The organism is Shinella fusca (assembly GCF_014203155.1).
GTDB classification, from domain to species: Bacteria; Pseudomonadota; Alphaproteobacteria; order Rhizobiales; family Rhizobiaceae; genus Shinella; species Shinella fusca.
The window spans coordinates 58470-80969 of sequence record NZ_JACHIK010000003.1 but is presented as its reverse complement, the minus strand read 5'-3'; the positions used below and the strand labels follow the sequence as shown (position 1 = coordinate 80969).

20 protein-coding genes and 1 pseudogene are annotated in these 22500 nt (G+C 66.9%); 7 read left to right on the top strand and 14 right to left on the bottom strand.

Translation table 11 applies throughout. From position 1 onward, the window contains the following. Positions 1–7: 7 nt before the first annotated feature. The 5 genes from sufD to HNQ66_RS04865 all read right to left on the bottom strand — a co-directional run bounded on the left by sufD (position 8) and on the right by HNQ66_RS04865 (position 5146). Entirely contained in the window at positions 8–1282 is a 1275-nt protein-coding gene (sufD, locus tag HNQ66_RS04885) for a Fe-S cluster assembly protein SufD (protein WP_184141473.1), read from the bottom strand. Positions 1283–1304: 22 nt separating this feature from the next. Beyond that, positions 1305–2060, bottom strand: coding sequence for a Fe-S cluster assembly ATPase SufC (sufC, locus tag HNQ66_RS04880; RefSeq protein WP_184141471.1), 756 nt, complete (start codon positions 2058–2060; stop codon positions 1305–1307). A 46-nt stretch (positions 2061–2106) separates the two neighbouring features. After that, positions 2107–2268, bottom strand: a complete 162-nt coding sequence (locus tag HNQ66_RS04875; RefSeq protein ID WP_184141469.1) for a hypothetical protein — start codon at positions 2266–2268, stop codon at positions 2107–2109. A 113-nt stretch (positions 2269–2381) separates the two neighbouring features. Then, positions 2382–3851 carry a Fe-S cluster assembly protein SufB gene (sufB, locus tag HNQ66_RS04870; RefSeq protein WP_184141467.1) on the bottom strand — a complete coding sequence of 490 codons (1470 nt, stop codon included), beginning with the start codon at positions 3849–3851 and terminating at the stop codon, positions 2382–2384. A 137-nt stretch (positions 3852–3988) separates the two neighbouring features. After that, complete coding sequence (locus HNQ66_RS04865; RefSeq protein ID WP_184141465.1) at positions 3989–5146, bottom strand: cysteine desulfurase family protein; 1158 nt, start codon at positions 5144–5146, stop codon at positions 3989–3991. 209 nt (positions 5147–5355) lie between these two features. Between HNQ66_RS04865 and HNQ66_RS04860 the strand changes: the two genes are divergently transcribed. Continuing rightward, positions 5356–6033, top strand: a complete 678-nt coding sequence (locus tag HNQ66_RS04860; protein ID WP_184141463.1) for an alpha/beta hydrolase — start codon at positions 5356–5358, stop codon at positions 6031–6033. A gap of 54 nt (positions 6034–6087) precedes the next feature. Here the strand turns inward: HNQ66_RS04860 and HNQ66_RS04855 are convergent, their stop codons facing one another. Further along, entirely contained in the window at positions 6088–7266 is a 1179-nt protein-coding gene (locus tag HNQ66_RS04855) for a GGDEF domain-containing protein (protein WP_184141461.1), read from the bottom strand. Between the two features lie 89 nt (positions 7267–7355). Then, positions 7356–8477: an anhydro-N-acetylmuramic acid kinase gene (locus HNQ66_RS04850; RefSeq protein WP_246434215.1), complete on the bottom strand. Its 1122-nt coding sequence runs from the start codon at positions 8475–8477 to the stop codon at positions 7356–7358. A 90-nt stretch (positions 8478–8567) separates the two neighbouring features. Here HNQ66_RS04850 and tyrS point away from each other — a divergent pair, with 90 nt between their 5' ends. Beyond that, entirely contained in the window at positions 8568–9821 is a 1254-nt protein-coding gene (gene tyrS / locus HNQ66_RS04845; RefSeq protein WP_184141457.1) for a tyrosine--tRNA ligase, read from the top strand. Positions 9822–10024: 203 nt separating this feature from the next. On the opposite strand, the gene HNQ66_RS04840 is transcribed toward tyrS, so the two are convergent. Beyond that, positions 10025–13423, bottom strand: a complete 3399-nt coding sequence (locus HNQ66_RS04840) for a YhdP family protein (protein WP_184141455.1) — start codon at positions 13421–13423, stop codon at positions 10025–10027. A 150-nt stretch (positions 13424–13573) separates the two neighbouring features. Here HNQ66_RS04840 and HNQ66_RS04835 point away from each other — a divergent pair, with 150 nt between their 5' ends. The 5 genes from HNQ66_RS04835 to HNQ66_RS04815 all read left to right on the top strand — a co-directional run bounded on the left by HNQ66_RS04835 (position 13574) and on the right by HNQ66_RS04815 (position 18389). Next, positions 13574–14041: a peroxiredoxin gene (locus tag HNQ66_RS04835; RefSeq protein WP_184141453.1), complete on the top strand. Its 468-nt coding sequence runs from the start codon at positions 13574–13576 to the stop codon at positions 14039–14041. Between the two features lie 22 nt (positions 14042–14063). Further along, a complete protein-coding gene (locus tag HNQ66_RS04830) occupies positions 14064–14891 on the top strand; it encodes a ferritin-like domain-containing protein (protein WP_184141451.1) in 828 nt (275 codons plus the stop codon). A 98-nt stretch (positions 14892–14989) separates the two neighbouring features. Continuing rightward, positions 14990–16261, top strand: coding sequence for a M23 family metallopeptidase (locus tag HNQ66_RS04825; protein WP_343059436.1), 1272 nt, complete (start codon positions 14990–14992; stop codon positions 16259–16261). Positions 16262–16452: 191 nt separating this feature from the next. After that, positions 16453–17943 (top strand): DEAD/DEAH box helicase, encoded by a 1491-nt coding sequence (locus tag HNQ66_RS04820; protein WP_184141449.1) that lies wholly within the window; start codon positions 16453–16455, stop codon positions 17941–17943. Positions 17944–17951: 8 nt separating this feature from the next. Further along, positions 17952–18389, top strand: a complete 438-nt coding sequence (locus tag HNQ66_RS04815) for an NUDIX domain-containing protein (protein ID WP_184141447.1) — start codon at positions 17952–17954, stop codon at positions 18387–18389. Here HNQ66_RS04815 and HNQ66_RS04810 read toward each other — a convergent pair. The 6 genes and pseudogenes from HNQ66_RS04810 to HNQ66_RS04785 all read right to left on the bottom strand — a co-directional run bounded on the left by HNQ66_RS04810 (position 18362) and on the right by HNQ66_RS04785 (position 22433). Further along, positions 18362–18679, bottom strand: coding sequence for a TfoX/Sxy family protein (locus HNQ66_RS04810; RefSeq protein ID WP_184141445.1), 318 nt, complete (start codon positions 18677–18679; stop codon positions 18362–18364). The two genes, HNQ66_RS04815 and HNQ66_RS04810, sit on opposite strands and share 28 nt — an antisense overlap. A gap of 3 nt (positions 18680–18682) precedes the next feature. After that, positions 18683–19300: pseudogene (locus HNQ66_RS04805) on the bottom strand (nucleotidyltransferase family protein); the annotation flags it as partial. Continuing rightward, a complete protein-coding gene (locus HNQ66_RS04800) occupies positions 19276–19974 on the bottom strand; it encodes an XdhC family protein (protein ID WP_184141443.1) in 699 nt (232 codons plus the stop codon). The gene HNQ66_RS04800 and the pseudogene HNQ66_RS04805, both read right to left, overlap by 25 nt. Next, positions 19974–20306 (bottom strand): XdhC family protein, encoded by a 333-nt coding sequence (locus HNQ66_RS04795; RefSeq protein ID WP_184141441.1) that lies wholly within the window; start codon positions 20304–20306, stop codon positions 19974–19976. Before HNQ66_RS04795 ends, HNQ66_RS04800 begins: the two co-directional genes overlap by 1 nt. A gap of 13 nt (positions 20307–20319) precedes the next feature. After that, entirely contained in the window at positions 20320–21555 is a 1236-nt protein-coding gene (locus tag HNQ66_RS04790; protein WP_184141439.1) for a vWA domain-containing protein, read from the bottom strand. Between the two features lie 2 nt (positions 21556–21557). Further along, a complete protein-coding gene (locus HNQ66_RS04785; RefSeq protein WP_184142215.1) occupies positions 21558–22433 on the bottom strand; it encodes an AAA family ATPase in 876 nt (291 codons plus the stop codon). Positions 22434–22500 lie beyond the last annotated feature (67 nt).

The following is a 22500-nucleotide window of genomic DNA, read 5'->3' as shown; positions in this document are numbered from 1 at the left end:
CGCCCTGTCAGGCGTGCTTTTCCAGCCAGGCGGCGATGACGCCTTCCAGCGCTTCCACCAGCGGCTCGTCTTCCAGTTCCTCGACGATCTCGGCGACGAAGGCGTTGACCAGCATGGCGCGCGCCTTGTTTTCGGGGATGCCGCGGGCCATCAGGTAGAAGAGCTGCGTATGGTCGATGTCGATCACGGTCGCGCCGTGGCCGCACTGGACGTCGTCGGCAAAAATCTCCAGCTCGGGCTTGGCCGAGAAATCGGCTTCGTCCGAAAGCAGAAGCGTGTTGCACGACATCTTCGCGTCGGTCTTCTGCGCATCGGGCGCCACGCGGATCTGGCCCTGGAAGACACCGCGCGCACGGTCGAAGACCACGTTGCGGATGACTTCCGTCGACGTCGTGTTCGGCACGTCATGGCCGACCGTGAAGGTCACGTCGTTGTGCGTCTCGCCGCCGAGCAGGTTGATGCCGCGCAGCTTGAGGTCGGAGCCCTCGCCCGCCACGACGACATGGATTTCCTGCCGCACGACCTTGCCGCCGGCATTGACCACGTAGAGGCGCAGCTTGGCGTCCGTGCCGAGCGTGATGCGGATCTCGCCGAGATGCGTATCCGCCGCGCCCTGCGCCTGGAGGATGATCCAGGTGATGTCCGCGCCGTCGGCGAGCGAAATGTCGCTCAACGTCGTCACGAAGGCAGGGTTCTGGCCCGCGGCAAGGTGCCGCTCGACGACGGTCGCCTTTGCGCCGGCGCCGAAGGTGACGGGAAAGCGCGTATGCGTCTGGCCGGCATTCTGCACGGCCTGGATTTCGAGCGGGGCGGCGAGCTCGGTGCCGGCCGGCACGTCGATGACGAAGCCGTCGCGCACGAAGGCGCCGTTGATACGGCCGATCGTGTCGTCGGCGTCGCGGGCGGTAAGGCCCTCGGCGGCGGTGCCGTCAGCGAGCGCTTCGGCGAAACGGCGAACCGTCACGGCCTTCGCTGCGCCGCGGGCATCGGCAACGCCGTTGACGACGGAGAGCACCGTCGAGCCCTCGACCAGCGGAGAAGCCTTGGCGGCGGAGGCGGCCGGATCGAAGGCCGGCAGCGCGCGCAGCATCGCCTTGAGGTCCGTATAGTGCCAGGCCTCGACACGGCGGGTCGGGAGGCCCGCCTGCTTGAAATCGCTGATCAGCGTGTCGCGGGCGGCGAGCACGGCGGCATCGCCCGGCAGTTCGCCGACCGCATGGTCGTAGGCTTCGCAAAGCGCGGCTTCGGCCGCCGAAAGCGTCTTGCCTGTCTGCATGTTCATGGAATTACTCCTTCACCTGCCTTCAGGCAGCGGCGCCGATGATGTCGGCGTAGCCGTTCGCTTCCAGCTCGTGCGCCAGCGTCTTGTCGCCGGACTTGATGACCTGGCCCTTGTAGAGGACGTGCACCGTGTCCGGCACGATGTAGTCGAGCAGGCGCTGGTAGTGGGTGATGACGATGACCGCACGGTCGGGCGAACGCAGCGCGTTGACGCCGTCGGCGACGATCTTCAGGGCGTCGATGTCGAGGCCGGAATCGGTCTCGTCGAGCACGCACAGCTTCGGCTCCAGAAGCGACATCTGCAGGATTTCCGCGCGCTTCTTCTCACCGCCGGAGAAGCCGACATTGAGCGGACGGCGCAGCATTTCCGGGGCGATCTTCAGCTCGGCCGAGGCTTCCTTGACGCGGCGCATGAAGTCCGGCGTCGTCAGTTCCGCTTCGCCGCGCGCCTTGCGCTGCTCGTTCATCGCGACCTTGAGGAACTGCATGGTGGCGACGCCCGGGATTTCGACCGGGTACTGGAAGGCGAGGAAGATGCCCTTGGCGGCGCGCTCGGCCGGGTCGAGCTCCAGGATGCTCTCGCCGTTGTAGAGGATGTCGCCTTCGGTGACCTCGTAGTCCTCGCGGCCCGACAGGATGTAGGAGAGCGTCGACTTGCCCGAGCCGTTCGGGCCCATGATGGCGGCGACTTCGCCGGCCTTCACCGTGAGGTTCAGGCCGCGGATGATCTCGGTGCCGTCTTCGGCGATGCGAGCGTGCAGATTCTTGATTTCAAGCATGATGTCTCGGTCCTGCGTTCGGAGCGCTCACGCTCCCGTCTTCGTTTCAGAAGCCGAGGAAGAAATGGACCACCGGAAGCATCATGGCGGAAAAACCGCCGAGGCCAAGCCCCACCACCGTGCGCAGACCCACGTTCCGAACGTTGGGCGCATACGCTGCCAGTCCACCGCAAACCACGGCGTAATACGTCAGATTGACCGGATCCATGTCGTCTCTCCCGATGAGAACCGCACCCGCTGATATAACGGATCACGCGGGAACTTCATCGAAAGGCCTGTCCGGCCACCCGGCGGAAAACCCGCCGGGGCATTGCTACCCGGTCAGCCGACCGAACCTTCCAGCGAGATGCCGATGAGCTTCTGCGCCTCGACGGCGAATTCCATCGGCAGTTCCTGGATGACTTCCTTGACGAAGCCGTTGACGATCAGCGCGATCGCCGCCTCTTCCGGAATGCCGCGCTGGAGGCAGTAGAAAAGCTGGTCCTCGGAGATCTTCGAGGTGGTCGCCTCGTGCTCGAACTGGGCGGTGGCGTTCTTCGCCTCGATATAGGGCACGGTATGCGCGCCGCACTTGTCGCCGATCAAAAGCGAGTCGCACTGGGTGAAGTTGCGCGCGTTCTCCGCCTTGCGGTGGGCCGAAACCTGGCCGCGATAGGTGTTGTTGGAGAAGCCCGCGGAAATGCCCTTGGAGATGATGCGGCTCGACGTGTTCTTGCCGAGGTGGATCATCTTCGTGCCGCTGTCGATCTGCTGGTGGCCGTTCGACACGGCGATCGAGTAGAACTCGCCGCGCGAGCCGTCACCGCGCAGGATGCAGGACGGGTATTTCCAGGTGATGGCGGAGCCGGTCTCGACCTGCGTCCACGAGATCTTCGCGTTCTTGCCGCGGCAATCGCCGCGCTTCGTCACGAAGTTGTAGATGCCGCCCTTGCCTTCCTTGTCGCCCGGATACCAGTTCTGGACGGTGGAATACTTGATCTCGGCATCGTCGAGCGCGACCAGCTCGACGACGGCGGCGTGAAGCTGGTTCTCGTCGCGCTGCGGCGCCGTGCAGCCTTCGAGATAGGAGACGTACGCGCCATCCTCGGCGATGATCAGCGTGCGCTCGAACTGCCCGGTGTTCTTCTCGTTGATGCGGAAGTAGGTCGACAGCTCCATCGGGCAGCGAACGCCCTTCGGCACGAAGACGAAGGAGCCGTCGGTGAAGACCGCCGAGTTGAGCGTCGCATAGAAGTTGTCGGTCGTCGGCACGACGGAACCGAGATACTTCTTCACGAGGTCGGGATGCTCGCGGATGGCTTCCGAGATCGACATGAAGATCACGCCGGCCTTCTTCAGCTCTTCCTTGAAAGTCGTGACGACGGAGACCGAATCGAAGACCGCATCGACGGCGATCTTGGACTTTTCCACGCCGGCGAGGATTTCCTGCTCGCGCAGCGGAATGCCGAGCTTCTCATAGGTCTTGAGCAGCTCCGGATCGACCTCGTCGAGCGACTTCGGGCCGCTCTGGTTCTTCGGCGCGGCGTAGTAATAGAGATCGTTGAAGTCGATCTTCGGATAATCCACGCGCGCCCAGGTGGGCTCTTCCATGGTCAGCCAGCGGCGATAGGCCTCAAGGCGCCATTCGAGCATCCATTCGGGTTCGCTTTTCTTGGCCGAGATGAAGCGGATGATCTCTTCGGAAAGGCCCTTCGGGGCCTTGTCCATCTCGATCGTCGTCTCGAAGCCGTACTTGTACTGGTCGACGTCTATCTGACGGACCTGATCGATCGTTTCCTGCACCGCAGGCATATCGTTCTCCAATCTTGCCGGATCCAAGGTCCGGCAGTTTGTCAACGTGTGGCGGCTCGCCGCCGGTTATGTAAGCGCCAAAGGCGGCTTTTCCCACCCTTTGGCAAGCGAAAACTTGGGTTTCCGCAAGATTCCCGTCAGGCCGCCCGCCGCCGCGACACGATGCGCGAAAAGGCGGCCAGGAAACGGTCCACATCGGCCTCCGTCGAGCCCGGCCCGAGCGAGACGCGAAGCCCGCCGAGCGCGGCGTCGAACCCCATCGCCGTCAGCACATGGCTCTGCCCGACCTTGCCGGAGGAGCAGGCCGACCCCGCCGAAATCGCGATGCCTTCGAGATCGAAGGCGATCTGCCCCGTTTCCGACTTCAGGCCCGGCAGGCTGAAGAAGGAAGTGTTGGGAACGCGCTCGGCATCCACGCCGTGGACGATCACGTCATTGGTCGCAATCCGCATGCCGGCTTCAAGGCCATCGCGCAGGGCGGCGATCCGGGCATTGCGCGCGGCAAGGTCCGCCGCAGCAAAGCGGGCCGCCGCGGCAAAGCCGGCGAGCGCCGCCGGGTTTTCCGTGCCGGAGCGGTGCCCCTTCTCCTGCCCGCCGCCGCGGATGAGCGGCGCCGGCATCAGCACCTCGCCGCGCGAGACGAGCGCGCCCGCCCCCTTCGGCCCGCCGAGCTTGTGCGAGGAGAGGATGAGGAAATCGGCCTCCAGTACCTCGATATCCACCGGCACCCGGCCGGCGGCCTGTACCGCATCGACGACGAGGAGCCCGCCGTGACGATGTGCGATTTCCGCCGTCGCCTTCACCGGCTGGAGAATGCCCGTCTCGTTGTTGGCCAGCATGACGGCGACCATCGGAAGGCCCTTCGCCTTGTCGTGGCCCTGCAGCAGGGTTTCCAGCGCATCGAGATCGACAATGCCGGCTCGGGTGACGGGAACGGTCGTTACGTCTTCCCGCGCAAAGCGCCCGCCCTCGCGAAGGGCCGGATGCTCGATTTCGGACACATAGAGGTGGCCGACGGCAAGCGGCGTGCGGCCCATCCGGTAGTCGGGCGTCAGGACGAGGTTCGCGGCCTCCGTCGCGCCGCTCGTGAAGATCACATGGGCGGGCGCAGCGCCGACCAGCGCGGCAACGTCCCGGCGGGCGGCTTCCACCAGCATGCGCAGCGCCCGGCCCTCGCCGTGGACGGAGGACGGATTGCCCGTCATGTCGAGCGCAGCGAGGACGGCCTGCCGCGCCGCCGGCAGGAGCGGCGCCGTCGCATTCCAGTCCAGATATGTGCGCTCCGTCTTCGTCATTGGCAGTCCGTCTGCGCGCGCTGAATTCGCGGCGGCGCATTTTTCTTGAAATTTCCGCCGGGCTTGCCTTATGACACCAAGCTCACGGCGCCCGATATGCGCCCATCAGTTTCGAATAGTTCTAAACTGGGTTCTAGAAAAGCTGAGTGCTTTCGTCAAGACTTCAGTTGACAAGAATCCGTTTCGAACGCGAGCTTGCCGGAGTAAGAATGCCCGAAATCATCTTCAACGGACCCGCCGGTCGCCTTGAAGGCCGTTACCAGCCGTCCAAGCAGAAGAACGCCCCCATCGCCATCGTGCTGCACCCGCACCCGCAGTTCGGCGGCACGATGAACAACCAGATCGTCTACCAGCTCTTCTACATGTTCCAGAAGCGCGGTTTCACGACGCTGCGCTTCAATTTCCGCGGCATCGGCCGTTCGCAGGGTGAATTCGACCACGGCGCGGGCGAACTGTCGGATGCCGCCTCCGCGCTCGACTGGGTGCAGAGCCTGCATCCCGATTCCAAGAGCTGCTGGGTCGCCGGCTATTCCTTCGGCGCCTGGATCGGCATGCAGCTCCTGATGCGCCGCCCGGAGATCGAAGGCTTCATGTCGATCGCCCCGCAGCCGAACATCTACGACTTCTCGTTCCTGGCGCCCTGCCCGTCCTCCGGCCTCATCATCAACGGCGATTCCGACAAGGTCGCCCCGGAAAAGGACGTCAACGGCCTCGTCGAGAAGCTGAAGACGCAGAAGGGCATCCTCATCACCCACCGCACGGTTCCGGGCGCCAACCACTTCTTCAACGGCCATACGGAAACGCTGATGGCCGAATGCGAGGACTATCTCGACCGCCGCCTTGCCGGCGAACTGACGCCGGAGCCGGCCGCCAAGCGCATCCGCTGAGCGGCCGAAAGCACCGAAGACCTCAAAGCCCGACGGCCCCGCCGCCGGGCTTTTTCAATTGGCCTGCCGCACGACATCCAGCACGACGGCCGGCGGCTCGGCCTCGCGCACGCAGTCGCGCCCGGCATTCTTGGCCGCATAGAGCGCGTCGTCGGCGCGGCGCATGGCAAAGCGCAGCGGCTCGTTCCCGCCGATTTCCGCAACGCCGAAGCTCCCCGTCACCCGCACGCCGGCCGGAAGGCCCGGCACCGGCGAGACGGCCCGGTTCGCCCGCAGCGCATGGGCGAAGAGCAGGGCCGCCTCCTTGCCCGTCTGCGGCAGGAACAGCACGAACTCCTCCCCGCCGATGCGCGCGGCGAGCGCCCCCACCGGCACGGCGGCCTTCAGCATCTCGCCGAAGGAGCGGATGACGGCATCGCCGCCCTGATGGCCGTAAGTGTCGTTCACCGCCTTGAAGCGGTCGAGGTCGCACAGCACGATGCTGTGGGGACCGGGCTGCGCCTTCAGCGCATCGACGCGGTTGTCGAAGCCGCGGCGGTTCAGCAGGCCCGACAGCGGATCGACCTCGGCATTCACCTTCTCCTCGGCGACGATCTCCAGCACGAGCACGCAGAGCAGCATCAAGCCGACGGCGACGATCAGCACGGCGCCCATGCTCTGGGAAATGAGGGCGAACTGGCTCGCCATATAGTCCCTCGCCGTATTGCCCGAGCCGGCAAGCACGGCCGCGAAGGCTTTCAGGAGGAAATGCCCGCTCGTGACCGCAAGGAGCACCACCAGCGCACGGTCGACGAGGTTTTTCGCCTGCGCACGGTAGGCGGCCCAGGCGCTCATGCCGAGGGCGACGGCAAAGGGCGTCTGGTAGGACAGCGCATGCCGGAACGTGCCCCGCGGCAGGTCGTAGATCACGAGATCGAGCTCGACGAAGGCGAAGAAGACGAGGGCGAGCACGAGGCGGTTCGTCCTCAGCCCGTAGAGATGGCCGATGCCGACGCGCAGCATGAACATGCCGCAGAGCATCGAGGCGAAGGCGAGGATCGCCCAGGGTCTGGCCGGCGGCACGTAGGCGACGAGCAATTCGAAGACGGCCGAAAGGGAGGCGACGGCAAAGCAGCCGGCGAACCAGCGGGCGGCAACGCGGTTGCGGCTCCGGGCGGAAACCGCCAGGAAGAACATGCAGAAACACTGCGCGATGAGGAAATTCACCGCCAGCAGAAAGCCCGCGCCACTCATTGGCCACCCTGGACAAGAAACATCGTCGGCCGACGCATACACCCCGGCACGACCCGCGCCAAGGCTAAGCCGCGGCAGCGAAAAAAACGTTAATCGCCGGAAGCCGCCCTTGCGAGCAGCCCGCCCGAAACAGGCGCCGTCACGCCGGTCGTTCCCGGGAAGGTCAGCGGCAGGGCGCGCAGCGAGCGCACGGCGAGATAGGCCCAGGCTTCCGCCTCCATGCTGTCGCCGTCGAGGCCGACCGCCTCCGCCGTAACGACACGCGCGCCCTCTTCCCCGGCGAGGGCCGCAAGATCGCCCATGATCGCCCGGTTGAGCCGTCCGCCGCCGCACACGACATAGAGCGCCGGACGTTCCGGCAGGTGGCGGGCGGAGCGCAGGATCGCGGCGGCCGTGACATGGGCCAGCGTGCGCGCGCCGTCCTCAAGGGTCGCCGCCGCGCCCTCCGGCGGACGGAAATCGTTGCGGTCGAGCGAGCGGCGCACCGGATCGGTGAAGAAGGCATGACCCAGATATCTTTCGGCAAGGCCGCGATCCACCCTGCCCTCCGAGGCGATCATGCCGCCCTGGTCGTAGGGAATGCCGGCATGGGCCTCGACCCACTGGTCGATCAGCGTGTTGCCCGGCCCGCTGTCGAAGGCGACGATCTCGCTGCCAATGAAGGTGAGATTGGAAATACCGCCGATATTGACGAAGACCACCGGCTTGCCGGCCGTCTCGGCAAGGCCGGCGGCAAGCGCGGCATGATAGGCCGGGATGAGCGGCGCCCCCTGCCCGCCATGCACCATATCGTTCGCCCGCATGTCGTAGACGACGTCGATACCCGTCTCGCGGGCGAGCAGCGCCCCGTCGCCGAGCTGCACCGTCAGGCCGACATTCGGCCGGTGCAGTACCGTCTGGCCGTGGAAGCCGACGACGTCGATGTCGGCAGGCTTCAGGGAATTTTCCGTAAGGAAGGCGCGCACGGCCTCGCCGTGGCGCAGCGTCAGTTCCCGCTCGATATCGGCAAGATCGCCCGGCCGCTCCATCCGCTCGCCGATGGCTTTTGCCGTTTCCAGCGCGCCTTGCAGGCGGCGGCGAAAGGCGGCGTCATAGGGCCGCCCCATCGACGGGCCGCGCTCGACGACGGCCTCGCCGTCCGTGCGCAGCAGCGCGACGTCGATGCCGTCGAGGCTGGTGCCGCTCATCAAACCGATTGCCGTCCGCATCATGCCATCCGCTCCAGACTCACTTTTGAAGTGATAACTCACCATAAAGGTGATAAACGCCCGGCCGAAACAATCCCACCAGAGAGACAGGCCATGTCCGAATTCAAATCCGATTTCCTTCGCACGCTGAAAGAGCGCGGCTTCATCCACCAGGTATCCGATGAAACCGGCCTCGACGATCTTCTCGCCAAGGAAACCGTGACGGCCTATATCGGCTTCGACCCGACGGCGCCGAGCCTGCATGCCGGCGGCCTCATCCAGATCATGATGCTGCACTGGTTCCAGCAGACGGGCCACCGCCCGATCTCGCTGATGGGCGGCGGCACGGGCATGGTGGGCGATCCGTCCTTCAAGGACGAGGCGCGCCAGCTCCTCACGCCCGAGACGCTGAACGCCAACATCGCCGGCATCAAGAAGGTCTTCTCCAACTACCTGACCTACGGCGACGGCCCCAAGGACGCGTTGATGATCAACAACGCCGACTGGCTGCTCGCCATCAACTACCTCGAATTCCTGCGCGATGTCGGCCGGCACTTCTCGGTCAACCGCATGCTCGCCTTCGACAGCGTGAAGACGCGGCTCGACCGGGAACACTCCCTGTCCTTCCTCGAATTCAACTACATGATCCTGCAGGCCTACGACTTCGTCGAGCTGTCGAAGCGTTATGGCTGCCGCCTGCAGATGGGCGGCTCGGACCAGTGGGGCAACATCATCAACGGCATCGACCTCGGCCACCGCATGGGCACGCCGCAGCTCTACGCCCTTACCTCGCCGCTGCTCACCACCGCTTCGGGCGCGAAGATGGGCAAGTCGCTCTCCGGCGCCGTCTGGCTCAACCCGGAAATGCTCTCGGCCTACGATTTCTGGCAGTACTGGCGCAACACGGAAGACGCGGACGTCTCGCGCTTCCTCAAGCTCTACACAACGCTGCCGATGGACGAGATCGCCCGCCTTTCCGCCCTCGGCGGCGCGGAGATCAACGAGGTGAAGAAGATCCTCGCAACGGAGGTGACGGCGATGCTGCATGGCCGCGCCGCCGCCGAGCAGGCCGCCGAGACCGCGCGCAAGACCTTCGAGGAAGGCGGGCTTTCGGAAAACCTGCCGTCGATCGACGTCGCCGCGGGCGAGCTCGAGGCCGGCATCGGCCTCCTCAGCCTCATCGTCAAGGCCGGCCTTGCCGCCTCGAACGGCGAGGCCCGCCGCCACGTCCAGGGCGGCGCGGTGCGCATCAACGACGCCGCGATCTCCGACGAGCGCCGCGTCATCGGCACCGCCGACGTCTCCGCCGACGGCGTCATCAAGCTCTCGCTCGGCAAGAAGAAGCACATCCTGGTCCGCCCGGCCTGACGGACGGGCAGGCCGTTTCAGACATAGTGGTACCGCCGCGTCCGTGGCGGTGGATCCTCGGGTCGAGCCGAGGATGACGGTGGGGAGGAAACGCAACCTGCCCATCGAACGGCTCGGCATGCAGCACCGCTGCCTTGGCCGCCGACTTTTCCCCTTTCGTCATCCTCGGGCTCGACCCGAGAATCCACCGCCATGGCCGCCTGTCACTGGAACTCGAAGATGTTGCGGAAGACGCCGGGGGCGATGATCGACAGCGGGTTGATCGTGAGATTCGGCTTGTCGAAGGCGCCGGAGAGCTTGAAGGTGATGCCGATCAGGCCGCGGTCGTTGCCGTTGCCGAGGAGGATGCCGATCAGCGGCAGTTCGGCGAAGAGCCGGTTGAGGCCGTAAGCCGGCATGAAGGTGCCGGTCATGTCCGTCTGGCCGCTCGCATCGCGCACCGTGCCCTGGAAGGTCGCGCCCACCATCTCCCCGCGCACCACGCCGTTGTCGACCTGCAGCGAACCGCCGCCGGCCCGCACCTGCGCGAAGCCGCGCGAGAACTTCACGGCGCTGACGTCGATCTCCCGGCGCACGGCATCGTTGAGGCTGCGGCCGCCTTCGCCGGTCGGGGTGGAGACGAGCGAGCGCAGCCGCTCCTCGCCGACCAGCGCGAAATTGCGGATGTCGACCGAGCCGATCCAGCCGTTGTTTCCGCCCTCGCGCAGCCGCACGTTGAGAAGGCCCCCGCGCATGTGGCGGTAGATGTCGGCAAAGCGTGCGATGGAACCCGCGTCCCCGCTGGTCAACTGGATGATGTCCGACTGGCCGCCCGTGAGAAGCTGGCCGACCACCGGCGCGCCGCTTGCCGTCACGGCGGAAAGGTCGAGCGCGGAAATGCGCCCCATCGACGTGCCGTAGCGGAACTTCACGCTGGAAAGGTTCTCGCCGTTGAAGCCGGTCACGCGCGAGAAGGCGGCGGCGACGCTGATGTCCTGCTTTGCGTCATTGCCGGCGCCCTTGCCCCCGGAGGCGGTCTTGAGCCGCGCCAGCACCTGCCGCACGTCCGCCGCCTCGCCGTCCGCCGTCACCGCATAGCCGGACTTGCTGCGCTCCACCTTCAGCCGGAACCGATCGTCGGCCGAAAGCTTGACGGTCGAAAAATTCGCCGAATCGAGCGCCGCGCCGCGAAGCACCAGGTCGCCGGCCGCATTGAACCCGTCGCCGGTGAAGCGGAAATCGGAAATCCGGGTTATGCCGTCCTTCGTCTCCGCCGTCAGCGTCACCTTGCCGCCGATCCCCGCGCCCTTCGTCCAGCCGATCCACGGGATGGAGACGGCGGCGCCCGAAAGATCGGCCTCGACGATCCGCGGGCCGTCGCCCTCCTGCTCCTGCCTGATGGCGATCTCTCCTTCGAGAACGTCTTCAAGGCCCGGCATCAGCTTGCGGCGGTCGTTGTTGCCGAGCGTGCCGGAAAGGATCGTCCTGCGCCTGGCGCCCGCGCTCTTGTCGACCGGCTCCACCAGTTCGATATTGAGCGGAACGCCGTCGATATTCGCCCTGGCGTCGAGATCGGCCTGCTTCGGATCGATCGTGAGGACGCCGTGCAGGCCGCTCACCGCATGCCCGGTGACCGGCTTGTGCACGTCGACGTCGTCGAACGTGAGGGCCGCCGTCCATTCCGGCGGCGGCGGGTTATGCGCGGAGATCACGCCGAAATGCGCCTTCACCTTCGCCTTGACGAGGCCGCTGAAATCCTCCGGGACGAAGCCGGTCGCAGGCAGCGCGCGGATCGGCTTGTAGGTGACGAGCTCGGCGACGGCGTCGGCATCGCCTTCGACATTGATGTCCATGTCCGCCATCAGCGGCCGGGCATAGTTGTCGGGCAGGACGAAGGTGCCGCCGGTAAGCCCGACGGAACGGCCCGAGGGGAAGTAGGCCGTACCGCCGGCAATCTCGATCTCCGTGCGCGGGCCGCGCAGGTGGAACTTGCCGGACGTGTCGCGCAGCGGCGGGATATCGCCGGCCACGTTCATGCGCGCCCCTTCGATGTCGAAGTCGATCTTCAACTCGTCCGCGTTGAGGTGCATCGGCACGCCCGGCTCGCGCGGGCGCCCCTCGGCCAGGTAGAATTCGATGCGGCCGTTGGTGACCGTGCCGCCGTAGATGTTCTTGATCACCCAGTTGCGCGCCGTCCTGCCCATCCAGAAGGGCCAGAACTGCTTGACCGCGGCGGACTGCAACTCGCTCGCGATCATCACGAAGCTCACCTCGGGCTCGCGGTCGCCGAAGCGCATGGCTAGCGAGCCCGCGACATTGCCCTTCTCGCTCGAGACCGCCATCTCCTCGAAGGCGAGCCGCCTGGCCTTCGGCAGGTAATAGCCGCTGACCTTGGCGTCGAAGCGGATCGGCGCCTCGCTGGAATCGACCGGATGGCTGATGGCGTCGCGGAAGACGAGGTCGATGGCAAAGCCCGGATCCCGCTTGTCCGATACGCGGTCGAGATCGATGAGGCCGCCTGTGAAGGGGAATTGCGACTGGCCGACGCTGGCATCCGACGAGGCGAGCTCGATCGTCCCCTTGGCGAAATTGTAGGTCGCCTTCAGCGAGGACGGGCGCAGCTCCGCGGCGATGCCGTCGCCGTAGACCGCCCCGGCGGCAAGCTTCACGTCGAGCGCCAGTTGCGGGGCGGTGCCGTCGGCCTCCCGCCGCGCATGGACGGCGATGTCCGCGCTCGTGTCGAGGCCGGCATGCACCTCGCCCTCGGCGGTGTGGCTGAGGAAGAAGTTCCCGAGCGCGATGTTGCGCACTTCCCCGTCGATGGTGTGGGCGATGCCGCCGCCGGTCCGCGCCGTCAGGTCGATCTCGCCCTCGTTGCCGTCGAGCGTGAAGGCGCCCTCGATGGACATGACGCCGTCGCCGGTATGGGAGAATTTCAGGTTGGCGATGGCAAGCGTCACCGGCTTGCCGCCCGGCCCCGCGAAGGTGGCGCCGAGGTCGGAGAGCGTCACCGCCTGCATGCGGTTGGCGTCGACGAGGCGGTCGAGGCCGTCCAGCCGCTCGAAGGCGGTGGAAAGATAGTCGGGCACGTCGGAAATGCGCACGGCCGAAAGATCGAGCGGCTTGCTCTTCGGCAGGAGCGCCGCGTTGAAGGTGACGCCGTCCACATCGAGCCGGGAGACGGCGATGCGGCCGGAAACCAGCGCGAAGGGATCGAGCACGATGCCGACGGATGCGGTCGTCGCCAGTTCCTTTTCCGACGCGACCTCGATGATGCGGGCGTTCTCCGCCTTGAGCGCGAAGCCGCTGAAACCGGCGAGGCGCAGCACCGTATGGTCGACGGAGGCGCGGTAGCGCGGCCCGAGCGCCTGGTTGAGCGCGGTGACGGCGCGGGCATTGAGCGTGCTGTCGAAAATCCCCGTCTCGACCAGCCCGACGATCCCCGCGCCGAGGAAGAGGACGAGCGCGACGGTGGCGGCGACGATGCGCCAGAAGATGCCGAAGCGGCTGGCGTCGACCGCATGCAGGACGATGGGTTCGTGCGCCTGCGCGGACGGCAGCTCGTGCAGCGGAACGATGTCCTTCCTGCGGAAGACGACTTTCTCGCCGCGGATTTCTCCCATCTCGCGCCTGTTTCCTCTGCCCCTGACGTCCGCGTTATCCCGCGAAATCGCAAAGCCTCGTCCGCTCGCCGCTGGACGATTCTGCCTGTCACTATATATGCGGGAAGCCGCGTCCTTGACTCAAAAAGCCGGCCAAAGAAAGGAAATCCCATGGCAGAACTGGCCCCGGGCATCGAAGCCCCGGATTTCACGCTTCCGCGCGACGGCGGAGGCACCGTCACGCTGTCCGCGTTCCGCGGGCGTCCCGTCGTCCTCTTCTTCTATCCGAAGGACGATACGGAGGGCTGCACCACGGAGGCGAAGGATTTCACCGCCGCCAAGGCCGATTTCGACGCCGCGGGCGTGGCGCTCCTCGGCATTTCGCCCGATCCGGTTGGAAAGCACGAGAAGTTCATCAGGAAGCACGATCTCGGCGTTGCGCTCGCCTCCGACGAAAATCTTTCCACGCTGGAAGCCTATGGCGTGTGGAAGGAAAAGAGCATGTACGGCCGCACCTATATGGGCGTCGAGCGCACGACCGTGCTCGTCGATGCGGACGGCAGGATCGCCGAGATCTGGCGCAAGGTGAAGGTCAAGGGCCATGTCGAGGCGGTGCTCGACGCCGCCAGGAAACTTTAGGCAACGTCGGCAAGGTATTGGAATGACTCCCCTCCCACACATCGAAAGCCTCCGCGGCGGCGCGACGGCCGCAATCCTCGCCGCCGATCTCGACATGAAGACCGCACTGGCGCAGGAGACCGCCCGGCGCTGGTTCGCCCGCACGCTTTCGATGCGCTCGCCGCGCGATCCGGCCCTGCCCGTCCGTCCCGGCCGACCGGAAAAGCCGGAGCTCATTCCGCCCAAGCACATGGAAAAGCGCTCGCTGCATACCGAGAAGGGCCGCATCGCCCTCCTCCATGCGCTTGCCCATATCGAGCTCAACGCGGTGGACCTCGCGCTCGACATCGTCGCGCGCTTCACCACCGAGCGCGTGCCGCATTCCTTCTTCGACGGCTGGATGCAGGTGGCGTTCGAGGAGGCCAAGCACTTCCGCCTCGTGCGCGACCGGTTGCGCGACCTCGGCGCGGACTACGGCGACCTGCCGGCTCATGACGGCCTGTGGCAGGCCGCGCACGACACCCGCAACGACCTGACCGCGCGCCTTGCCGTCGTGCGGCTTATCCTCGAAGCGCGCGGCCTCGACGTGACGCCGACCCTGCAGATGAAGATGCGCGAGACCGGGGACCACGAGAGCGCCGATATCCTCGACATCATCTACAACGACGAGAAGGGCCATGTGGCGGTCGGGGCGAAATGGTTCCGCTTCCTGTGCGCCCGCGAGAAGAAAGACCCGGCCGCGACTTTCAGGGAGCTGGTGCGCACGAACTTCCGCGGGCCGCTGAAGCCGCCGTTCAACGATGCCGCCCGCGCCGAGGCAGGGCTGACGCCCTCCTTCTACCGCGCCCTCGTTTCCGTGAGCCAGAGCTGATATTTACCGCCCGCAACTCCACCGGGAAAGGCTTTGTTAACCCTAACAAGGTGTAATTCCCCGGCAAGACCAGCAGAATCGGTCGGGGAGTCAAAAGAGTGGCGGAGCGTCCTGAAAACCGCGTCTTCGGAAAGCGCGCGAAGCAGCATGTCGTCATTCTGGCGAGCGGCGACAAGATCCGCCACATGACGATCCGCCCGTGGATGGCGGCCGTCACCTTCTGCGTCGCCGGCATGTTCACCGTCGGCTATCTCGCCGCCACCTCCTACCTCGTGCTGCGCGACGACCTGATCGGCGCCACCATGGCGCGGCAGGCCCGCATGCAGCACGACTACGAGGACCGCATCTCCGCCCTTCGCGCCCAGGTCGACCGCGTCACCAGCCGCCAGCTCCTCGACCAGCAGGTTGTGGAGGAGAAAGTCGAGAAGCTGATGCAGCAGCAGATGGCCCTCTCCGAGCGCCACGGCAAGCTGGACGCCCTGCTGAGCCGCGCCGAAGACAGCGGCCTTGCGAAGGACGCCGCCGACAAGAAGCCGCAGGACGACGACGGCCGCAGCGCCAGCGCCGCCCACGCCATCGAGGCGCTGATGGGAATCACGCCGCGCAAGACGACGGAGCTCGCCTATGCGCAAACGGCCGAATCGGCCGCCGACCGCACCGACCGCCTCTTCTCCAAGGTGACGCTCTCGCTGAAGGATCTCGAGCACGAGCAGCTTACCCGCATCCAGTCGCTGACCGAAGGCGCCTCCGAGCGTGCGGACGCGATCCAGACGATCCTGCGCCGCAGCGGCTTCGACGTCGCCGAGGAGGCGACGGCGGACGACGATTCGGATACGGCGATCGGCGGTCCCTTCGTCGAGCCGGAGACGGCCTCCGACGCCTTCGAGGATTCCATCAACGGCCTCGACACCGCGCTCGACCGCCTCGACGCCGCCCGCCGCACCGCAAAGAAGCTGCCCTTCGGCAATCCCGCGCCGGGCAGCACCGTGACGAGCCGCTTCGGCAACCGGACCGACCCGTTCCTCGGGCGCCTTGCGCTGCATGCCGGCATCGATTTCCGGGCGCATACGGGCACCGAGGTGCACGTCACCGGCGCCGGCAAGGTCACGCTCGCCGGCAGCAACGGCGGCTACGGCAACATGGTCGAGGTCGACCACGGCAACGGCCTCACCACCCGCTACGCCCACCTTTCCCGCGTGCTCGTGAAGGTCGGCGACCGGCTGAAGGCGGGCGATGCGGTCGGCCTTTCCGGCACGACGGGCCGCTCCACCGGCCCGCATATCCACTATGAAGTGCGCCGCAACGGCCGGGCGGTCGACCCGATGGGCTTCCTGACCGCCGGCATGAAGCTGACGACCTACATGGATTGACGCACGGCAAGGCCGGGCGCTACAAGCGTGGCAGAATCGCCGCCATAGCCTTCAAATCACTTGCTGATTTACCAAATTCGCTGATTTTCTTGACTTTCCGGCGCTTTCGGCCTATGTGCGCTGCATCTCGCGGCGTTCTGGCCGCTGAACCCATTGCGTTCGCAAGAACCGAAACGGAAACTGATTTCCCTTTGACCACATTTGCTGATCTTGGCCTAAGCCCGAAAGTCCTGTCCGCCGTCACCGATGCGGGGTACACGATCCCGACCCCGATTCAGGCCGGAGCAATTCCCCCGGCGCTCGCGCGGCGCGACATCCTCGGCATCGCCCAGACCGGCACCGGCAAGACGGCCTCCTTCGTGCTGCCGATGCTGACGCTTCTCGAAAAGGGCCGCGCCCGCGCCCGCATGCCGCGCACGCTCATCCTCGAGCCGACGCGCGAACTCGCCGCGCAGGTCGCGGAAAACTTCGAGAAATACGGCAAGAACCACAAGCTGAACGTCGCCCTCCTCATCGGCGGCGTCTCCTTCGACGAGCAGGACCGCAAGCTGGAGCGCGGCGCGGACGTCCTCATCTGCACCCCCGGACGCCTCCTCGACCACACCGAGCGCGGCAAGCTGCTGATGACCGGCGTCGAGATCCTCGTCATCGACGAAGCCGACCGCATGCTCGACATGGGCTTCATCCCGGATATCGAGCGCATCGCCAAGCTCATCCCCTTCACCCGCCAGACCCTGTTCTTCTCGGCCACCATGCCGCCGGAAATCCAGAAGCTGGCCGACCGCTTCCTGCAGAACCCGGAACGTATCGAGGTCGCCCCGCCCTCCTCCACGGCCAAGACCGTGACGCAGCGGCTCGTCGCCACCCACAGCAAGGATTACGAGAAGCGCTCCGTGCTGCGCGACCTCATCCGCGCACAGGACGACCTCAAGAACGCGATCATCTTCTGCAACCGCAAGGTCGACGTCGCCGACCTCTTCCGCTCGCTCGACCGCCACGGCTTCTCCGTCGGCGCGCTGCACGGCGACATGGACCAGCGGGCCCGCACGACGATGCTGGCGAACTTCAAGGAAAACAAGCTCACGCTGCTCGTGGCGTCCGACGTCGCCGCGCGCGGCCTCGATATCCCGGACGTGAGCCACGTCTTCAACTTCGACGTCCCGATCCATGCCGAGGACTATGTCCACCGCATCGGCCGTACCGGCCGGGCCGGCCGCTCGGGCGCCGCCTTCACCCTCGTCTCCAAGCGCGACGGAAAGTTCGTCGATGCCATCGAAAAGCTGATCGACCAGAAGATCGAATGGCTGAACGGCGATATCGACGCGCTGCCGCCGCAGGCCGAGAGCGAGGAACGCCCCCGCGGCGGCCGCGAACGCGGCGGTCGCGACCGTGACCGTTCGCGCGGCCGGAACACCAGGGGCGAGCCCCGTGCGGAAACCCGTACCGAGACCAGTGAGGCGCAAGAGAAGGTGGAAGCCGTGAAAGCTGAACGCAAGACCGAAGGGCGCCCGCAGGCTCCCGCCCGCAACCCGCGAGCCGCAAACCATGCCGCCCCGCGCCCGGCCAACGACGACAGCCGCGATCGCCGCAGCCGTTACCGCCGCGACGACGACGACGGCCCGACGCCGCTCGGCTTCGGCGACGAGGTCCCGGCCTTCATGCTGATCGCCGGCAAGGCCTGATCGGCTCCATGCCCGTTCCCGGTATCGACGTGCCAGGCCTCGGTTGCGGCCTGGCGCTTTTGCGTGAGGGCAAGCTGTTGCTCTACCGGCGCCTTCGCGCGCCCGAGGCCGGCACCTGGAACATCGTCGGCGGCAAGGTCGACCACATGGAGCGCGCCGCCCACTCGGCCCGCCGCGAGGCGGAGGAGGAATCGGGCCTTGTCATCGGCAAGGTCGATTTCCTCTGTGTCTCCGAGCAGATCATCGTGGAAGAGCGCCAGCACTGGCTCTCGCTGATCTATGTGAGCGAGGATTTCTCCGGCGAGCCGCGCGTCATGGAGCCGGAAAAGCTGCCGGAATTCGGCTGGTTCGCGCTCGACGCGCTGCCCGCGCCGCTCTCGCGCTTCGCGGCCGATGCCGTGGCGGCGCTTGGCGCGCGTCACCGCGCCCTCAGCGCCGCCTCGTAGGCCCGCCGCACCCAGACGGCCATTTCGTCCGGATCGTCATAAGCCGCATCCGGCACGGACCAGTAGGGCATCTTCACCGGCTGGCCGCGCTTTCCCTCATAGGTCCATTGCCGGCTGCCGGCCGCCTCGAAGTCCGGCGCGCTCTCGCCATCGGCCTTGAGCAGGATATCGCCGCGATATTCCAGCGCCAGGATGATGCCCTGGTGATAGATGCCCTTGCCGCCGAACATGCGCTTGATGGTCACCGGCCCCAGCGCCTGGAACATTTCCTCGATCCCGTCGCGATCCATCCCCTATCCTTTCAGCACGCCGCCCGCGGCCGCCACCGCCTCGGGCGTATCCACGTCGACCTGCGCCGCCGCGCCGATCTCCACGTCCACCACGTCGAGCCCGGCGCTTTCGATGACATGCCGCGCGCCGACATCGCCCTCGAGCCGAAGGACCGCGGCGAAGGTCGCGCGCGGCAGCACGACCGGATTGCCGCGCCTGCCGCCGGAGACCGCACGCACGACGGCGCGGCCGCCGGCTTCGGCAAAGGCGTCGAGCAGCCGGCGCACGTCGGCGCCCGTGACATGCGGCATGTCCGCCAGCATCACGACAACCCCGTCGCAATCGGGATCGAGCGCCGCGATGCCGGCCCGCAACGAGGTCGACATGCCCTCGGCATAATCCGGATTGCGCACGATCCCGACCGCAAGCCCGGCAAGCTCCGCCTCGATCTCCTCCGCCCGGTGCCCCGTCACGACCACGACACGGTCCGGCGCACCGGCAAGCGCCGCCTCCACCGAACGGCGCACCAGCGCCGTGCCGTCGAAGGCGGCGAGCAGCTTGTGGCGGCCGTTCATGCGGCTTGCGCTGCCGGCGGCCAGAACGAGGGCGGCGACGCTCACGCCGCGGTCCCGCGCAGCGCCCGGCGGCGCAGGTGCTGGATGATGTCGCCGAGAATGGCGACGGCGATCTCCGCCGGGCTCGCCGCGCCGATATCGAGACCGATCGGCGCGGAAATCCGGCCGATCTCCGCCTCCGTATGGCCGAGCGCCGTCAGCCGCTCGACGCGCCTAGCATGGGTCTTCCGGCTGCCGAGGGCGCCGATATAGAAGCAGTCGGCGGACAGCGCCTGCGAGAGCGGGACATCGTCGATCTTCGGATCGTGCGTCACGGCGACGAGCGCCGTATAGGCATCGAGCGGGCGGCCCTTCAGCACGTCCTCCGGCCAGTCCGCGACAAGGTCGATGCCGGCGAAGCGCTCCTCGGTGGCGAAGGCCGTGCGCGGATCGATGACGGCGATGTCGAAGCCGGCGATCTTCGCCATCTGCGCCAACGCCTGGCTGATATGCACCGCGCCGATGACGACGATGCGCGCCGGCGGCAGGTGGACGTTGAGGAAGAAGGTGCGCCCGTCAGCCTCCGCAATGCCCGATTTGCCGGAGCGGAAGGCCGCCGCGACCGCCTCGCCGAGGGGCCCCGCCACCGGGTCGCCCTCGCAGATGACGCGGTCGCGCCCGTCGCCGAGGTCCGTCAGGTGGATGACGGCGCGGCGCGCGGCGCGCTCCCTGTTCAATTTGCGCAGCAGATAGGGATCCATCAGCCGACCCTTTCCACATAGACGCGAATGCGCCCGCCGCAGGAAAGGCCGACGCGCCAGGCGGTCTCGTCGGCGACGCCGAATTCCAGCATGCGCGGCTCCCCGTCGCTTATCACGTCCATCGCCTCGCTGATCACCGCCCCTTCCACGCAGCCGCCGGAGACGGAGCCGTGGAAATTGCCCTCGCCGTCGATCACCAGATGGCTGCCGACCGGGCGCGGCGCCGATCCCCAGGTCTCGACCACCGTGGCAAGCGCCACCATGCGCCCGTCATCCATCCAGCGCTCGGCGATGGCGAGCGGGTCGAGCACGTCGTCTGCGGTCTCGTTCATGTCTTCGTCCTCCTCATGCGGCCGGCAGGAAACGCCGCGGATCGCCGGCTTTGCGGGGTGCAACGCCGGAAAGCGCCGCCACCAGGTCGGCCATGGCTTCCAGATTATGCACCGGCCGCAATTCGTCGACATGCGGCAGCATGGCCCGGACGCCCCGCGCCCGCGCCTCGAAACCCTCGAAGCGCAGCAGCGGATTGAGCCAGACGAGCCGCCGGCAGGAGCGGTGCAGCCGGTCCATCTCCGTTTCGAGCAACTCGATCCCCTCGCGCTCCAGCCCGTCGGTGATGAGAAGCACCACGGCGCCCTGCCCCAGCACGCGGCGCGACCAGAGCCGGTTGAATTCCTTCAGCGTCTCGCCGATGCGCGTGCCGCCCGACCAGTCGCTCACCGCCCGGCTGCACGCCTCGACCGCGACGTCCGGGTCGCGGTTGCGCATCTGGCGCGTGACATTGGTGAGGCGCGTGCCGAAGAGGAAGGCGTGGCCGCGGCGGCGATGCTCGCCGAGCGCATGCAGGAAATGCAGGAAGATGCGGGTGTACTGGCTCATGGAGCCGGAAATGTCGGCGAGCACGACGAGCGGCGGATGCACGGTCTTCGGCGCGCGGTGACGCGGCAGGATCAGCGTGCCGCCGGTGCGCATGGCCTGGCGCATGGTGGCGCGCGCATCGATGGCGACGGGCCTCGTGCTGCGGCGGAAGCGCCGCGTGCGCACCTCGTCCAGCGGCAACACGAGGCGGGCGATGGCGCGCCGGGCCTCGGCAAGTTCCACAGCGCTCATCTGCGCGAAGTCGGTCTTGCGCAACACCTCGCTGCCGGAGGCCGTAAAGCGTGCGTCGATCTCGATCTCCGGCTCGTCGCACAGGCGCTTCTCGTCCTGCCGTCCGCCGAAGAGCGCATCGGAAACACGCGTCTCCGCCGCCTTGCGCTTCTCGCGCTCCTCGTTCCGGGTAACGACCGGCGACATCAGCGCCATCATCTTTCCCACGAGATCGCGCGCCCGCCAGAACAGGCGGAACGCCTCGTCGAAGATGGCCTCGTCCTCGTGCCGCTTGACGAGCGTGGCATGGAGGGCCGTGTAGAATTCCTCGCGGTCGCCGATGCCGATCGCCTGCACCGCCTCGATGGCGTCGGTCACCGCCGCCGGGCCGAGGCGCAGACCGGCCTTGCGCAGCACGCGGGCGAAATGCACGATGTTGTCGGCAAGCCGCCCGTCCGCATCCAAGGCCGCGATGTGCGCCGCGCCGGTCATGGTCACCCCGTCGCCGCCAGCTCGGCCTTCACGTCGTCGAGCAGCCGGCGGCCCTCCGCGCCCTCGATGCGGGCGATGTCGTCCTGGTACTTGAGGAGCGTTCCCAGCGTGTCCGACACCGTCTCGGGATCGAGCGCCACGCGGTCGAGCTCGGTGAGCGCGCTCGCCCAGTCGATGGTCTCGGCGACGCCGGGGTTCTTGAAGAGGTCGAGTGTGCGCAGCTTCTGCACATAGGCGACGACCTGCCGCGACAGCGCCGCGTTGCAGCCCGGCACCTTGCGGCGGATGATCTCCAGCTCCTGCGCGGCCTCGGGATAATCCACCCAATGGTAGAGGCAGCGGCGCTTCAGGGCGTCGTGCACCTCGCGCGTGCGGTTCGTCGTGATGATGACGATGGGCGGCTCGGCGGCGCGGATCGTGCCGAGTTCCGGCACCGTCACCTGGAAATCGGAAAGCACTTCCAGAAGAAAGGCCTCGAAGGCCTCGTCCGTGCGGTCGAGCTCGTCGATGAGGAAGACCGGCGCACGCCCGTCCGGCGAGGAGAGCGCCTGAAGCACCGGCCGGCGGATCAGGTAGCGCTCGGAGAAGATATCGGCCTCGATGCGGCCGCGGTCCGTGGTGCCGGCGGCTTCGGCAAGGCGGATTTCCAGCATCTGCGCCGGATAGTTCCACTCGTAGACCGCCGAGGAGACGTCCAGCCCCTCGTAGCATTGCAGGCGAATCAGCGGCCGGTCGAGCGCGGCGGCGAGAACCTTGGCGATCTCCGTCTTGCCGACGCCGGCCTCGCCCTCGAGGAAGAGCGGCCGCTTCATGCGCAGGGCGAGGAAGAGCACCGTCGCAAGCGACCGCCCGGCGAGGTAATTGCCGGCCGAGAGCATGTCCACGGTTTCGTCGATGGATTGCGGGATTTGTCCGCGATGATGGGGCACGTCGTTCCTCCGGGTC